The organism is Bacillota bacterium (genome assembly GCA_013177945.1).
Lineage (GTDB): Bacteria > Bacillota > DSM-12270 > Thermacetogeniales > Thermacetogeniaceae > Ch130.
The window spans coordinates 56,021-71,232 of sequence record JABLXW010000013.1 but is presented as its reverse complement, the minus strand read 5'-3'; the positions used below and the strand labels follow the sequence as shown (position 1 = coordinate 71,232).

Genomic DNA, 15,212 nt, shown 5'->3' with positions numbered 1-15,212 from the left:
CCCTTAATTCAAGAAAACCCTCGTCCTATTTAAGGATCTTCTCCCGGCACACAAGGTGGAGCTCCTGAAGCTGCTTTAAGGCGACGGGGGCCGGAGCGCGGGTCAGGAGACAGGTGGCACTCTGGGTCTTGGGAAAGGCAATCACATCGCGGATCGTCTCGCGTTCCAGCATCAACATGAGAAGGCGATCAAAACCAAAGGCAATGCCTCCATGGGGAGGAGCCCCGTAATCAAGCGCTTCGAGCAGAAAGCCAAACTTTTCTTCGGCTTCCCCGGGAGGGAGACCGATGACCTGAAAGATGCGCTCCTGCAAATCGCGCCGGTGGTTTCTGATGCTGCCGCCGCCGATTTCGGTGCCGTTCAAAATCAGATCGTACGCCCTTGCCCTAACCCTCTCCGGAGCCTCCTCCAGAAATGGAAGGTCGGCTTCGCAAGGAGCCGTGAAGGGATGGTGAACAGCTTCGTACCGCTTCTCGTCCTGATTATATTCAAGAAGGGGAAAATCAGTGATCCAGACAAAGGAAAACCGGCGGGAATCGGCCAAGTTCAGGCGCCTCCCCAGTTCCAGCCGCAGCTGGCCCAGCACCTTTTCGGCAACCTCCTTCCGGTCGGCGAGGAAAAGAAGAAGGTCGCCCGGCTCCCCTTCCATCTGCGCCACAAGCTCCTTCAACTCCTGGGGAGTAAACAGTTTTGCAAGGGGGGATTTAATCTCCTCGTCTCCCAGAAGGAACCATGCCAGCCCCCGCGCCCCCCAGCCCACAACCAGCCTGGCAAGTTCATCAAGAGCACGGCGGGAAAAAGAGGCGCTGCCCCCGGGGACGCGGATCCCCTTCACAACTCCTCCCTCTTGCACCGCCCTGGCAAAAACCTGGCAGGAGCTGCTCCCTACAAGTTCCGAAACATCGGTAATTTTCATTCCATAGCGCAGATCCGGCTTGTCCGTACCATAACAGCTCAAGGCTTCTTGGTATTTCAGGCGCGGAAAGGGAACATCCAATTCTTCGCCGAGCACCGCGCGAAAAAGCTCCGCAAGCATTTCCTCCACCAAGCTGAAAATCTCTTCTTCGCTTACAAAAGACATCTCCAGATCCAGCTGGGTGAACTCAGGCTGGCGGTCCGCCCTGAGGTCTTCATCCCGGAAGCACCTCGCAAACTGGAAGTAACGCTCAAAACCAGCCACCATGAGGACCTGCTTGAAGAGCTGGGGTGACTGCGGAAGCGCGTAAAAATGGCCGGGGTAAATCCGGCTCGGAACCAGGTAGTCCCGCGCTCCTTCAGGAGTGCTCCGGGTGAGCATGGGGGTTTCTATTTCCAGAAATCCCCTGTTCGATAAGAACTCCCTCACCACCATCGTTGCCTGGTGTCTCAACCTGAAGACCTGCCAGCACTCGGGGCGCCGCAGATCGAGATAACGGTAGCGCAGGCGCACCGCTTCATCAACATCAGCAGCTTCCCCAGGGTAAAAAGGGAGCGGTTTTGCCGGATTTAAAACCCTGAGCTCCGCAACGGCCACCTCAACTTCACCAGTCGCCAGGTTGGGGTTCTCCGTGCCGGGGGGGCGGCGCCTTACCTCCCCCCGGACCGCAACCACATATTCGGCGCGTACGGTCTGGCCCTTTTCAAAGGCGCGAGCATCGAGATCGGGACTCAAGACCGCCTGAACAACCCCGCTCCGATCCCGGAGATCTAAAAAAATTACTCCCCCGTGGTCGCGCCTTCTCTGCACCCACCCCATTAAGACCGCATCCTGGCCTGCGTGCAGGCTGCGAATTTCGCCGCACCCGTGGGTCCGTTTTAATTCTCCGAGGCCTTCCACTTGCCTTCCTCCCCGTTTCTGAGATCCTCTAAAAATTCAAAAATCCCTTCCCGCCGCAGGAGAAACTGAGTTCCCTCCTTCATGTCTCTCAGGATGAAGTTCCCCTCGCGCAGCTCCTTTTCGCCCATTATGATTACATAGCGCGCACCTATTTTCCCTGCGAACTTCATCTGCGCCTTCAAACTCCGCCCCAGATAATCCTTATCCGCAGCATACCCGGCGCGCCTCAACTCGGCAACAAGGCGAAGCGCCTCCCGGTTTAGCTGCTGAAAATTCGTTTCCCCAACCGCCGCAACAAAAACAAGCTCCGGCGCTTCGAGAGGCAGTCCGACCCCCAGCTTTTCAAGGGCAAGCAGCACGCGTTCCAGCCCAAGCGCCACGCCAATTCCAGGTGTCGGCTCCCCCCCGCAGGCCTCCACAAGATTGTTGTAGCGCCCCCCTCCGGCAAGGGAACTCTGAGCACCGAGCGCCTCCAGGGAAACTTCAAACACCGTCCGGGTATAGTAGTCAAGCCCCCGCACCAGCCTGGCATTTACCTGGAAAGGAATGTTCAGGACGCCGAGCAGGTCCTGCAACTTTGAAAAATGAGCACAGCAATCATCGCACAAATAATCAAGAAGCAAAGGGGCGTCCCTGCCTACCTCCCGGCACCCGGGAATTTTGCAGTCAAGCAGGCGCAGGGGGTTGCGCTCCAAGCGCGCCTGGCAAAAAGAGCAAAGGGAGTCCCGGTGCATGCCAAAAAATGTTCGCAGAGACTCCGCAAAGGAAGGCCTGCAGGCAGGGCAGCCAACGCTGTTCAGCTCCACCTGGAGCCCGCTCAACCCGAGCCTGCTCAAAAAATCCCATGCAAGCGAAATTACTTCGGCATCCACAGCAGGATCGTGGCTTCCAAAAACCTCAAAACCGAACTGGTGAAACTGCCGGAAGCGTCCGGCCTGAGGCCGGTCGTAGCGAAACATGGGGCCCAGGTAGTAAAGCTTGACAGGCTGGGGTTGGGCATCAAGGCGATGCTCGAGATAAGCCCGCACCACCGGAGCCGTTCCTTCAGGACGGAGCGTGATGCTTCTCCCCCCCCGGTCGGTAAAGGTATACATCTCCTTTTGAACGATATCTGTTTCTTCCCCAATTCCGCGCAGGAACAGCTCGGTGTGTTCGAAAATGGGGGTTCTGATTTCCTGATAACCGTAGATTTTGCAGAGTTCCCGGGCCAGTTTTTCGAGGTACTGCCACTTTTCAATCTCACCCGGCAGCAGATCCTTTGTCCCCCGGGGTGCTCTTACCATGCAAGTCCACTCCTTTGCGATCAAAGCCTTTCCGCCACATCTTGCAACAAGTTTAATCAAAGAAAGGGATTATGCTTTCGCTCGTAACCTACCGTTGAAGTGGGGCCATGCCCCGGGTAGATTACAACATCGTCGTGATTTGGAAGAATCTTGCTTTTAATGGAATTCAGAAGCTCCTGGTAAGAACCGCCGGGAAAATCGGTTCTCCCGATCGATCCTGCAAACAAAGTATCCCCGGTGAAAATGGCGTCACCGGCGCTCAAACAAATTCCTCCCCGGGTATGGCCGGGGGTATGGAGCACACTCAACCTCACCTGTTTTCCTACGGTGATTTCCTCGCCTTCGCAGAGCAACATGTCAGCGCGGGGGCCCTGAACCGGAATCCCTACATAGATTGAAAGATTTAAATTGGGGCTGGTGAGGAGAGGGGCATCCTCGGAATGGATGAGGATCCTGGCTCCCGTTCCCTCTTTAACCTCACGGTTGGCCGCGATGTGATCCACATGCCCGTGCGTATTTACAATGTACCGAACCTGAAGCTGCTCCCTCTTAATTTCTGCCAAAATCCTTTCTCCCTCTCCCCCGGGATCGATCACCAGGGCTTCTTTTGTCTCCTCGCACCAGACAAGATAACAGTTGGCCTGCATGGGGCCAACCGCGAGGCATTTGACAACCATTTTGCAACCTCCTAAAATTTCTTTTTGCTATCAAGGAGAATGGTTACAGGACCATCGTTGACGATTCCAACCTCCATCGCAGACCGAAACTCTCCCGTAACGATCCGGATCTCGCTTCTGGAGAGTGCATCTAAAAATTCTTCATACAACGGAAGGGCAACCGGAGGCGGCGCCGCCTCCGCAAAGCTGGGGCGCCTTCCCTTGCGGCAATCCCCAAATAAAGTAAACTGGGAAACAACCAGAATTTCCCCCGGCAGGTCCCTCACCGAATAGTTAAACTTTCCTGCCTGGTCAGGAAAAATCCTTAAATTCAAGACTTTTTCCGCCAAATAATGGGCGTCCTCAACCGCGTCATCCCCCGCGACCCCGACCAGAACAACAAGACCGCGCCCAATTGAACCGATTTCCTTTCCCCCCGCCTTTACCCAGGCCCGACTCACCCTCTGGACAACGGCACGCACAGAAATCCACCCTCACGAAGGCACAACCCGGTGAACCTCGAGGACGTCGCTCACGCGGCTTACCTTCTGCATAATGGTGTAGAGGTGGTCGAGGTCCCGGATCTCGATCTTTAAGGTAACCAGAGCCATTTTATTCTTCTTCGCGCGGGCATTAACCGCATTAATGATGGTTTTTGTATCTGCGATGGTATTCATGATGTCCGTGGTCAGGCGCGGCCGGTCAAAGGCCTTGACCTCAATCTCGACCTGGTAGGTTGCCGGAGCTTCCTCATCCCAGTTCACCTCAATCAGCCGCTCCGTTTCATCACTGTAATAATAAGCAATATTCGGGCAGTCTACCCGGTGAACGGAGACGCCCCTCCCCCGAGTAATATAACCGATAATCTGATCGCCGGGCAAGGGGTTGCAGCAATGGGCAAGGCGGACGGCAAGATTTCTTTCTCCCTTTACTTTGATTCCCGTCGTCACCGGTCTCGGACGGTCGGGAATTTTAGCCAAAAGCTGCGGTTCGGAAATCGAAAGAACGGGCTGCGCCTCTTCCTTTTTGCGGAGTTCATCCCGGACTTTCCCCACAACCTGGGAGGCGGTAACCGCTCCGTCACCGATTCCGGCATACAGGTCGTCTTCGCTCTGGAAACCAAAGCGCCGGGCGAGATCTTCCATTACTTCGAGCTTGAAGAAATCCGAAGGCTCGGCGCCGATCCTTCTGACCTCTTTCTCGAGAAGCTCCCGCCCCTTTAAGATGTTTTCCTCCCTTTTTTCTTTTTTAAACCACTGGCGAATCCGATTTTTTGCATGGGAAGTTTTAACAATCGAGAGCCAGTCCCGGCTCGGACCGCTGCTTTGTTTTGAGGTAAGGATTTCTACAATATCTCCGTTGGCTAATTTATAATCAAGGGGCACGATCCTCCCGTTTACTTTGGCTCCGATGCAGTGGTGACCGACCTCGGTGTGGATCCGGTAGGCAAAATCAATCGGGACCGAACCTGCCGGAAGCTCGATGACATCTCCCTTCGGGGTAAAAACAAAAACAACATCTGAAAATAAATCTATTTTAAGGGATTCCATAAACTCTCTGGCATCTCTCAAGTCGTGCTGCCATTCCAGAATCTGCCGGAGCCAGGATAATTTCTCTTCAAATTGGGGGTCTGAGGGGCGTCCTCCCTCCTTATAACGCCAGTGGGCTGCGATCCCGTATTCGGCAGTGCGGTGCATTTCCCAGGTCCTGATCTGAAGCTCAAAAGGTTCACCCAGGGGCCCCACCAGCGTGGTATGGAGAGACTGGTACATATTCTGCTTGGGCATCGCAATATAATCCTTAAACCGCCCCGGAATTGGCTTCCACATCGTATGAACAATTCCCAGGGTGGCATAGCAGTCCCTGACCGTATTCACAATAACCCTTACCGCAATTAAGTCGTAAATTTCTGCCAGGTCCTTCCCCTGATCAACCATCTTCCGGTAAATGCTGTAAAAGTTCTTCGGCCTTCCCGAAATTTCCGCCGTAATCCCCGCCTCCTCCAGCTGTTCCCGGAGCTTTGCAATGACAAGATTAATATAATCCTCCCGCTCCCGGCGTTTTTTCTTGATCCGTTCTACCAGATCGTAATACTTTTCGGGCTCCAGATACCGAAAGGCGAGGTCCTCAATCTCCCACTTGATCTTGTAGATCCCCAGGCGGTGGGCGAGAGGTGCGAAAATTTCCAGCGTTTCCTGGGCAATTTCACGCTGCTTTGGAACGGGGTGATGGTTTAAAGTGCGCATATTGTGAAGGCGGTCTGCGAGTTTGATCAAAATCACCCGGATGTCCCGCGCCATCGCCAGGAACATCCGGCGCAGGTTTTCCGCATGAGTCTCTTCCTTGGACTTGTATTCGATTTTTCCCAGCTTCGTGACACCCGCAACAAGAAAACTGACTTCCGGGCCGAACTGGGCCTCGATTTCTTCCAGGGTAACGCGGGTGTCCTCCACAACATCGTGAAGAAGGCCGGCAACAATCGTTGTCAAATCAAGCTCGAGTTCGGCCAGAATACAGGCAACCTCCAGGGGGTGATGGATAAAAGCCTCTCCGGAGTTGCGAAATTGACCGGCATGGGCGCCCTGGGCAAAAAAATAGGCATTCTCGACCAACCTCGCGTCAAATTTAGGATAGTAGCCCTCAATTTTTGCCAGGAGCCGCTGCAGGCTCATCCCTTTGCCACCCCCCGAATCTTGCTAAATCAGCGCTTTTTTTGATTATCGTATGTTTTTTCTAACTACTTTGTCAAGAAACATCCTCATCTCTCGTTCTTTCCCTGGTTTTGGAAAAGGAGGCGCGTGGAGGGGCTTCCCTTTTCCGGGCAAAACGGGCGAGCAAAATCCCGACAACGAGCCCGCATAAGGTCGTTCCTAAAATCACCAGGACAAGGGGGATCTCGGGAACCGTCCAGAAAAAAAGCTTAATCCTGACGGGGCCTGCGTTCTGCACCGCAAAAATCGAGATCAGCAGGGCAAACAAAAGGACCCCAATCGTATAACGCTGCATCTCATCACCCTCCAGAGGCTGCCGCTTCAAAGCAAAGCTTTACCCGAAATTATTCTCCCTCTTTTGGCAAATTCCTTTCAGAACCGCCGCCCGGACACGGAAACAATTCACAGCGTTCCGGACAGGTTAAACAGACGTCCCCTCTCCGGCAGGGCTCAACGTGAATTAAAACATGAACATCCGCAAACCTTTCACGAATAGCCTTTTCAATTTCATCACACAGTTCGTGGCTTGTAGCAACACTCCTGTTTTGAGGGACCACAAGATGAAGGTCAATATGGCGCTCTGAACCCGCCTTCCGGCTTCGCAGTTTATGAAAACTCACGTAGCTCCGCCCGTACCGACTGATGATTTCTTTAATAATTCTCTCTTCCTCGGGCGGCAGCTTGGTATCCAGAAGAGGGAGAAGGGCTTTCGCAATTAAATCGAAGGATGCCTTAACAATTAACAGGGCAATACCGATCGCAATCAGGGGGTCAAATATTTGAAACCCGGTGAGCCACAGGAGAAATAACCCTGCAGCCACTCCCAGAGAGGTATAAACATCTGTTCTGAGGTGCCAGGCATCTGCCTCTAAAGCAACGGAGTCCGTGGCGTGTGCGGTTTTCATAAGCACCGAGGAAACTATGAGATTGACGCCCCCCGACACCCCCATCACGATCAAACCCCAGAGGGGAGCGGCCACATGCGCCCCTGAGAAAAGCTTCTGAACTGCCTCCCGGATAATCCAAACCGCCGCGAGAAAGATCAGAACCGCCTCCAGAACTCCCGCCACATTTTCAAACTTGCCGTGCCCGAACTGGTGCTCTTCGTCAGGCGGCTTCCCGCTCTGACGCACGGCAAAGAGGGCGAAGAGGGCGGCAAGGAGATCCAGCCCGGAATGAATTGCCTCTGAAAGCACACTTACAGAATTAATCATCAATCCTACTACCAGCTTAAAAAGAACGAGCAGGGTATTGGAAAAAACCGAGAGCCTTGCCACCCTTACCTTTTCATATACATTCACAATCAAGACCACCTTTCCAAACTTTTGGCCATCTTTCTCATATAAAAAGGGACTTCACCAAGTTCCTTTTTTCTTGATGAAGTCCCACGGGGTTCTCCGAAAACCCGCTGCTCCTGAAGAGCCCGGCTGGATAAGCTAAATCCAGCCTGACTTTGTCTTTTAAATTCTAACACACCCCTCCAGACCGCCACAACTAAATGAAAATTTTTCTCAAGGCCCCCCCTTAAACAACCATCTCTCCTGTTACCCCGGCCTCGCCGAAGGTGGCCATTTCCCGCAGAATTCTCAAGGCCGCCTCCACCAGGTGAAAGGCAAGCACCGCTCCTGTTCCTTCACCCAGACGCATCTGCATCTGCAGCATGGGTTTTATCCCCAACCACGTCAGCATAACCCGGTGACCCGGCTCCTCGGAAAGGTGTGAGGCGATCACGTAATTAACCGCGCGGGGTGCAAGGGAGCGGGCAACCATCGCAGCCGCCCCGGAGATGAAACCATCTATCACAACCGGAACGCGGGCCGCAGCAGCCCCCAGGATCACCCCGGCCAGCCCCCCGATTTCAAAACCCCCTACTTTTGCCAGAACATCCAGACCGTCGCGGGGGTCGGGGTTGTTCACCTTTAAAGCCTGCTCTATCACTTCCACCTTCCGCTGCACCCCAGGCTGATCCAACCCCGTTCCTCTCCCGGTAATCAAAGGAACAGGGAAACCCGTAAAGGCGGCCAAAATCGCGGTGCTGGGGGTTGTGTTGCCGATCCCCATGTCTCCCGTTGCCAGCAAATTCACCCCTTCTGAAATGGCCTGATTTGCGATCTCAATCCCCGCCTCAACGGCCGCCCTCGCCTCCTCCCGCGTCATGGCAGGACCTGAGATAAAGTTTTTCGTACCGGGGGCAATCTTACGGTTAATCAGCCCTGGTTCGTCAAGAGGCGCGGCCACCCCCATATCCACACAAACAACCCTGGCGCCGGCCTGCCGCGCCAGGACGTTGATGGCCGCTCCGCCCCTTAAAAAATTCCGCACCATCTGAGGAGTTACCTCTTGAGGATAGGCGCTTACCCCCTCTGCCACCACCCCGTGGTCCCCCGCCATGACGATGACGGCCTTGTTTTCAAGCCGGGGCAAGCTTTGCCCCGTAATCCCTGCAATTTGGGCTGCCACATCCTCCAGCATCCCCAGGCTCCCCCGGGGTTTTGTGAGCTGATCCAGCCTCTCCCGCGCCTTCGCCCGCGCCTCGTCACAGATTTCTCCGATCTTCCCAATCGTGCTCTCCAGCAGCAAAGCAAACCCTCCCATGTTAAAAAAATTAATCATAAAAAAGCATCATAAAAAGTCCCCAACCATTCCGTTTGGGGACTTTGCCATCATCCCGCAGTTTTTCCCTTATCCCGTAAGGGAAATCCGGCTGACAGGCAGGTCTCCTGGCTCGCAGTTCATCCTCCCCCACCCTTCCCAGGCCGGTGGGCCGGCCCGGTGGCTACCCTGGGTTTGTTCCTGCTTACAGTGGCGGGACCGCTCAGGATTTTCACCTGATTCCCTATTCTCCCGTCTTGCGGGCACCTGTCGCCCTGTTCATCTCTCCACTTTTCCCTGCCACGTAAGAATAACACAACCACCAGTAAATTTCAAGATCCGGTGAGGCGCCGGAGATCGTACCACAAGGGGCTGGCGTTAAAGATCGATGAGTAGCAGCCGCTGATCACCCCGATCAGCATTGTCACCATAAAGGACCTGATCGTCACTCCCCCGAAGATGATCAGCACCACCAAACAGAAGATTACGGTCAGGACGGTGTTGATGGAGCGGGCCAGGGTTTGGATGATGCTGTTGTGAATCACTTCATCAAGGGGTTCTTTTTTCCGCTGGGCCAGGTTTTCCCGGATCCGGTCGAAGATGACAATAGTATCGTTAATGGAATAACCCACTATGGTCAAAAGGGCGGCAATAAAGGCGCCGTCCACCTCCAGCCAGAGCAGGGAAACCAGACCTACCGTCACCAGAATATCGTGCAGCAGGGCGGCAATTGCTGCCAGGGCAAAACGAAACTCGAACCGGATTGTGATGTAAATGATCATCAAAGCAAAGGCAATTACCAGAGATAAAATGGCTTTATTTCTGAGTTCTTTGCCGATCGCGGGCCCAACCTTTTCATTCCTCAACAGCTCCAGGGCTCCCACCTTCTGTTCCAGGCCTTTGAGCAGCCTGTCGCTCTCCTCCTGGGTAAGGTCACGGGTGCGGATGAGAACTGCATTTCCGGCAGTGGTTTGGACCCTGCCACCCTCGGCCAGACCCAGTTCAGAGAGCACGGCCCGGACCTCCCCTGAATTCACGGGGCGCTGGAACCTGATCTCAATAAGGCTCCCCCCGGTAAAATCAATCCCGTAATTCAGCGGCTTCCCCAGAACATGCCACTTTGCAAAAAAAGAGAGCAACCCTGGAATAATTACCAGGAGCGAGAGGAGATACCAGAACTTGCGCAGTTTGATTAAATTCATAAAATCTGAGCCTCCCCAAATCAGGCACCGTAAGCCTTAGGATTCAGCACCAGCCGCGACCGCGCGATCGAATGCAAAACAAAACGGGTGAATGTGATCGCTGTAAACATGCTGGTTAAAATACCAATGCTTAAAGTCACGGCAAAACCCCGGATGGGACCGCTACCAAAGTAGTACAGCACTGCCGCCGCAATCAGAGTCGTAATATTGGCATCCAGAATGGTGCGGAAGGCATGGTGGAAGCCGGCGTCAATCGCAGCACGGAGAGTCTTTCCCGTTCTTAACTCTTCTTTGAGGCGCTCGTAGATAATGATGTTGGCATCCACCGCCATCCCGACGGAGAGGATGAAACCGGCAATTCCCGGCAGGGTGAGTGTTGCTTTAATTAAAAGGAAAACCCCGATTACGATCAAGCCGTAAACGATCAGCGAAAGGTCGGCGACCAGACCCGGGAGCCGGTAATAAAGCACCATGAAGATAAAAATGAGCGCAACCCCGATGATCCCGGCCCGCAGGCTCCGATCCAGAGAATCCTTTCCCAAAAGAGGCCCAATGCTCCGCTTTTCCATCAATTTAACCTTGACGGGGAGAGCGCCGGAGCGCAATAAAACCGCCTCCCGCTGGGCCTCCTCCAGGGTCTGGTACCCTCCCCTGATCACCGCATCGCCCGTTGTAATCGGCTCATCCACAACAGGAGCAGTCAAGAGTCTATCATCCAGGTAAATGGCGATCCTCTTTTTGACATTTGCCGTTGTGACCTGACCGAAAATTCTTGCCCCTTCTTTGTTAAACTTCAGGAGAACCTCGGGTTCGTTTGTGTTAGGGTTCAACTGGGCACGGGCATCTTTCAGATCCTTTCCCGTCAGAACGGTTTTCCCGTCCTCGGTTTTAAATTCCAGATGGGCGGTGCGCCCGATCAAGCGAACTGCCTCCTCCGGATCCCTGACTCCCGGCAATTCCACCACAACCCGCCTCGCGCCTTCTTTTTGAATGAGGGGCTCGGTAACACCCAGGGCATCGACCCTGTTCCTGATGATGCCGATGAGCCTGGTGATCGAATCCGAAGTCACAGGAGCATCAGGGGTGGAAACCGCCTCGTAAACGACATGAACGCCTCCCTTGAGATCGAGCCCCAAACGCCTCTGCAGCTGCGCTGCCAGGGGCCTCGCGGAAAAAACAGCAACACAGAGGATGAGCAGCACCAGGAACAAAAGTTTCCCCGTTTCCAGCCAGTTGATGGGGGCTGCCTTTTCCCCGGTTCCTTTTGCTTTCACAATTTCCTCACCTTCCCCCAGTTTAAAGGAGTCTGTTCCCGTTTATTTGAAGGCCAAACCTGCAACCTAAAAAATTGGCAGCGCGCCGGCACATCAGCATGCGGGTGAGAAAGATTTCAAAGTAGTCCATTACAGGGCTGACCCTGGAATCGATCTCTAATTCCAGAATGATCGCCCTTTTTCCTTCTTCAACCCGCAAAAAAGAGCGCTCAACAGCAAAATTGACCCGGTCGTGAATATCGAAGCTGCTGCGCTCCGGATTCCTGACCCGCGTCCGGTGGACGTCGGACTTATCTGCAAGAATCAGGGCAGCCGCGACATTGCTGACGGGCTGTCCTGTCTGCTCGTCATGGTTTCCAATGGCAGCAACAATTGTGCTGACCTCTTCGGGATCCATTCCCAGCCTGTTCAAGATAAAATAAGCAAGAACGGCTCCCGACCAGTGGTGACCGTTCCTGTTCACAACATTTCCGATATCGTGAAGGTACCCCGCAATGGCAGCCAGTTCGGCCTCCCGCTGGGGGTAGCCCAACCTTTTCATAACGTTGTAAGCGATGCTGGCCACCAGATTCAGGTGCCGGAAACCGTGCTCGGTGTACCCCATAATTCCCAGATTTTCATTTCCCACGCGAATCAGGGTATCCACGCAGCTGTCCTTTTTAACATCATCTAATGTGACCAGATGCTTATGCACTTCCTCTTCTCCTCGTGAACCCAAGATCGCAGAGCATAATATTCGCCCTTTATCAGCAGAATCCTTTCTTCAGCACACTTTATTTCTCGTTTGCATCCGCCACTTCTGAAAAAGCTGCTGCCTGGTTTGCAAACGCTGAATCGTGCTCAGGCCCAGGCTCAACTTAATGGCTTCGTCAACCCGAGCCATCACCTGAGCATCAGGGTGTCCTAAAAAATTATCTCTCCGAAAGCATGCCTTGTCTACAGTTCTTATCTGGGTAAACAGGGCCACATGATCCGTCGCCAGACCGACGCCCCCTCCTGCTTCTAAAACCACTCCCAGCAAAAGGTGCTTCAGTTGAAGGTTGGGATAAAGGGGGACAACGATTACCGAATTGCAGAAGCGGTTGCCGATGTCGTTCTGAATTACGAGAACGGGCTGCCTGATTTTCTCCCCGTTCCCGTCGGTTCCCAGTTCTATCAGGAAAATGTCGCCCCGTTCGATGTAGAAACCGTCCCTGGTAACGATCACCGCCGCCCCTCCCCTGCATCCCTGACAATCTTCAAAAGAAGTCTGTTTTCTCCATCTTTCCAGCAATCTTGAGCACCGCTCAAAAAGCGCGCGATCTTCAAGTAATCAGACTTCAACCGTCTTTTCCGGATCTCCTCCAGGCACCAGAACTGCCAGGCTTTTAAGATCTTCTTCCAACCAGGTCTCAACCCAATCTCCACCCTGATCAACTCCTTGGCAGGCTTTTTACCATATATTGGACAAGAATTCAGGCGTTCCTGCCGCGGCATTTGTCTCATTTCCGGTTATTTTGTTGAATTATCCGATTCGTAAAATCCTCCCGCAACTCTTCAAAACGATCTTCCCAAAGAGCCCGGCGGATTCTCTTCATAAGATTCAGGGTGAAGTAAAGGTTGTGGATCGTCAGGAGACGGTGGCCCAGAATTTCCCCCGCTTTAAAAAGATGCCTCAGGTAAGCCCTTGTAAAATTCCGGCAGGTATAACAGCCACACCCCGGCTCTACAGGTTGAAAGTCGTCCGCATACTCCGCGTTCCGGACGACAACCTTGCCCCAGGCAGTGAGGGCCGTTCCGTTGCGCGCCACCCTGGTCGGCAGGACGCAGTCAAAAAGATCAAACCCCCGGAAAACCCCCTCCAGCAAGCAATCCGCACTTCCCACACCCATCAGATACCTGGGCTTATCCTCAGGAAGAAAAGAAACAGTATATTCCAGAATCTCGTACATCACGTCTTTCGGTTCCCCCACACTGAGCCCGCCAACTGCGTAACCTGCAAAATCGAGCGCGGTCAGGGCGCGGGCAGACCTTAAGCGCAGCTCCGGAAAGACGCTCCCCTGTACGATTCCGAAAACCGCCTGGCCGGGAGGGGGCGAAACGCGGCGGCACCTTTCCGCCCAGAGTGTTGTTCGATCCACGGCGTTCAAGGCTTCCTCGTAAGAGCACGGAAAAGGAGGGCATTCATCAAGGACCATCGCAATATCGGAACCAAGAATTGCCTGAACTTCCATCACCTTTTCGGGGCTGAGGAAATGGTGCGAACCATCAAGATGAGAACGGAAGTGAACACCTTCATCGCTCACCTCCCGCAGGGGGGCAAGGCTGAAGACCTGATACCCGCCGCTGTCGGTTAGAATGGGCCCTCTCCAGTTCATAAAGCGGTGCAGTCCTCCGGCCGCCCGGATAACCTCCGGCCCCGGCCTCAGATACAAGTGGTAGGTATTGCACAAAATCATTTCCGCACCCAGATCCCTTACCTCTTCCGGAGTCAAGGTTTTGACTGTCGCCTGGGTGCCAACGGGCATAAACGCCGGGGTGTGGACAATCCCCCTTGCGGTGTGGAGTCTTCCCAGACGCGCCCCGGTTTTCCTGCATTTTTTGAGCACCTCAAAATGAAACGACCCCATCCGGGCAGCCCCCTCACGGAAGCAAAAATTTCAGATAATTAACATTGCGTCACCGTAGCTAAAAAAACGGTACCTGCGAGCTACGGCTTCCTGGTAGGCGTGCAGGACGCGCGTCCGCCCCGCAAAGGCGCAGACAAGCATCAAAAGGGTAGAACGGGGGAGGTGAAAATTTGTAATCAGTCCGTCGATGATGCGAAAACGGTAACCAGGATAGATGAACAGGCGCGTCCAGCCTTCGCCGGCTTTTACATAATCACCCTCAGCGGCGGTTTCCAGGACCCTCACCACGGTGGTGCCGACGGCAATCACGCGGCTTCCCCGCCTCCGGGCCGCGTTGATCAGGCTCGCCGCCCCTTCTTCCAGCTTCCAGTATTCCGCGTGCATCTGGTGCCTCTCTACCTCTTCGACGCGGACAGGACGAAAGGTTCCCAAGCCCACGTGGAGCAGCGTGCGGACAAGGTGAACCCCTTTCTGCTCAATCTTGTGAAGCAATTCGGGAGTAAAGTGGAGTCCTGCCGTAGGCGCGGCAACTGAACCCGGCACCCGGGCGTAAACAGTTTGATACCGCGCTTGGTCTATTTTTTCAGGTTTTCTCTTGATATAGGGAGGAAGAGGGACCTCTCCGATTCGGAACAGTTTTTCCCAAAAAGCAGAGGCATCGGAAAATTTCAGCATCCTCCCCCCCGCTTCCGTCCGCTCCCCTACTTCCGCCTGAAGCTCCCCATCTCCAAAAACCAGGGTCAGACCCGGACGGGCGCGGCGCCCGGGCCGCACCAGCGCTTCCCAGAGGCCCGGCTCCTTCTCATTTAACAGCACAACTTCCAGCCGCCCCCCGGTGTCGGCCCTCCTTCCGATCAGGCGCGCGGGAAATACTTTGGTCTCGTTAAGCACCAGGACATCGCCGGGCGCGAGATAGTCCGGCACCGCCGAAAAAACGGTGTGGAGGATTTCACCGGTGTTCCGAAATAAAACAAGGAGACGGGAGCCCTCTCGTTCGGGGGCAGGGTACTGGGCAATGAGTTCCAGAGGAAGATAGTAGTCGAAATCGCTTACCTTCACAAGAAGCAAA

Annotated in this window: 15 protein-coding genes and 1 riboswitch; all 15 genes read right to left on the bottom strand. The window is 54.3% G+C overall.

The window, feature by feature from the left end; all coding sequences use genetic code 11:
* Positions 1–25 precede the first annotated feature (25 nt).
* The gene (gene aspS / locus HPY58_08530; protein ID NPV29681.1) at positions 26–1,816 is read right to left on the bottom strand and encodes an aspartate--tRNA ligase; all 1,791 of its coding nucleotides are present in this window, start codon (positions 1,814–1,816) and stop codon (positions 26–28) included.
* Positions 1,795–3,099, bottom strand: a complete 1,305-nt coding sequence (locus HPY58_08525; GenBank protein NPV29680.1) for a histidine--tRNA ligase — start codon at positions 3,097–3,099, stop codon at positions 1,795–1,797. Before HPY58_08525 ends, aspS begins: the two co-directional genes overlap by 22 nt.
* A 56-nt stretch (positions 3,100–3,155) precedes the next feature.
* Entirely contained in the window at positions 3,156–3,776 is a 621-nt protein-coding gene (locus HPY58_08520; GenBank protein NPV29679.1) for an MBL fold metallo-hydrolase, read from the bottom strand.
* Between the two features lie 11 nt (positions 3,777–3,787).
* Positions 3,788–4,237, bottom strand: coding sequence for a D-tyrosyl-tRNA(Tyr) deacylase (locus HPY58_08515; GenBank protein NPV29678.1), 450 nt, complete (start codon positions 4,235–4,237; stop codon positions 3,788–3,790).
* Between the two features lie 12 nt (positions 4,238–4,249).
* Complete coding sequence (locus HPY58_08510; protein ID NPV29677.1) at positions 4,250–6,427, bottom strand: bifunctional (p)ppGpp synthetase/guanosine-3',5'-bis(diphosphate) 3'-pyrophosphohydrolase; 2,178 nt, start codon at positions 6,425–6,427, stop codon at positions 4,250–4,252.
* A 73-nt stretch (positions 6,428–6,500) separates the two neighbouring features.
* Positions 6,501–6,761, bottom strand: coding sequence for a LapA family protein (locus HPY58_08505; GenBank protein NPV29676.1), 261 nt, complete (start codon positions 6,759–6,761; stop codon positions 6,501–6,503).
* 49 nt (positions 6,762–6,810) lie between these two features.
* On the bottom strand, positions 6,811–7,767 hold the full coding sequence (locus tag HPY58_08500; GenBank protein NPV29675.1) for a cation transporter: 957 nt from the start codon (positions 7,765–7,767) through the stop codon (positions 6,811–6,813).
* Between the two features lie 223 nt (positions 7,768–7,990).
* Complete coding sequence (cobT, locus tag HPY58_08495) at positions 7,991–9,061, bottom strand: nicotinate-nucleotide--dimethylbenzimidazole phosphoribosyltransferase (GenBank protein ID NPV29674.1); 1,071 nt, start codon at positions 9,059–9,061, stop codon at positions 7,991–7,993.
* 97 nt (positions 9,062–9,158) lie between these two features.
* Positions 9,159–9,344, bottom strand: a riboswitch (cobalamin riboswitch).
* A 46-nt stretch (positions 9,345–9,390) separates the two neighbouring features.
* Entirely contained in the window at positions 9,391–10,260 is an 870-nt protein-coding gene (secF, locus tag HPY58_08490) for a protein translocase subunit SecF (protein NPV29673.1), read from the bottom strand.
* 20 nt (positions 10,261–10,280) lie between these two features.
* Positions 10,281–11,489, bottom strand: a complete 1,209-nt coding sequence (gene secD, locus HPY58_08485) for a protein translocase subunit SecD (GenBank protein NPV29672.1) — start codon at positions 11,487–11,489, stop codon at positions 10,281–10,283.
* Positions 11,490–11,556: 67 nt separating this feature from the next.
* On the bottom strand, positions 11,557–12,216 hold the full coding sequence (locus HPY58_08480) for an HD domain-containing protein (protein ID NPV29671.1): 660 nt from the start codon (positions 12,214–12,216) through the stop codon (positions 11,557–11,559).
* An 81-nt stretch (positions 12,217–12,297) separates the two neighbouring features.
* A complete protein-coding gene (locus tag HPY58_08475; protein NPV29670.1) occupies positions 12,298–12,741 on the bottom strand; it encodes a type II toxin-antitoxin system PemK/MazF family toxin in 444 nt (147 codons plus the stop codon).
* On the bottom strand, positions 12,738–12,941 hold the full coding sequence (locus HPY58_08470; GenBank protein NPV29669.1) for a hypothetical protein: 204 nt from the start codon (positions 12,939–12,941) through the stop codon (positions 12,738–12,740). Before HPY58_08470 ends, HPY58_08475 begins: the two co-directional genes overlap by 4 nt.
* A 74-nt stretch (positions 12,942–13,015) precedes the next feature.
* The gene (tgt, locus tag HPY58_08465) at positions 13,016–14,143 is read right to left on the bottom strand and encodes a tRNA guanosine(34) transglycosylase Tgt (GenBank protein NPV29668.1); all 1,128 of its coding nucleotides are present in this window, start codon (positions 14,141–14,143) and stop codon (positions 13,016–13,018) included.
* A 30-nt stretch (positions 14,144–14,173) separates the two neighbouring features.
* Complete coding sequence (queA, locus tag HPY58_08460) at positions 14,174–15,202, bottom strand: tRNA preQ1(34) S-adenosylmethionine ribosyltransferase-isomerase QueA (GenBank protein NPV29667.1); 1,029 nt, start codon at positions 15,200–15,202, stop codon at positions 14,174–14,176.
* Between the last annotated feature and the right edge of the window lie 10 nt (positions 15,203–15,212).

Excerpts from the sequence above, each read along its gene's own strand:
- HPY58_08525 (NPV29680.1), bottom strand. The coding sequence starts at position 3,099 with ATGGTAAGAGCACCCCGGGGGACAAAGGATCTGCTGCCGGGTGAGATT.
- HPY58_08520 (NPV29679.1), bottom strand. The coding sequence starts at position 3,776 with ATGGTTGTCAAATGCCTCGCGGTTGGCCCCATGCAGGCCAACTGTTAT.
- HPY58_08510 (NPV29677.1), bottom strand. The coding sequence starts at position 6,427 with ATGAGCCTGCAGCGGCTCCTGGCAAAAATTGAGGGCTACTATCCTAAA.
- HPY58_08505 (NPV29676.1), bottom strand. The coding sequence starts at position 6,761 with ATGCAGCGTTATACGATTGGGGTCCTTTTGTTTGCCCTGCTGATCTCG.
- cobT (NPV29674.1), bottom strand. The coding sequence starts at position 9,061 with ATGGGAGGGTTTGCTTTGCTGCTGGAGAGCACGATTGGGAAGATCGGA.
- secF (NPV29673.1), bottom strand. The coding sequence starts at position 10,260 with ATGAATTTAATCAAACTGCGCAAGTTCTGGTATCTCCTCTCGCTCCTG.
- tgt (NPV29668.1), bottom strand. The coding sequence starts at position 14,143 with ATGGGGTCGTTTCATTTTGAGGTGCTCAAAAAATGCAGGAAAACCGGG.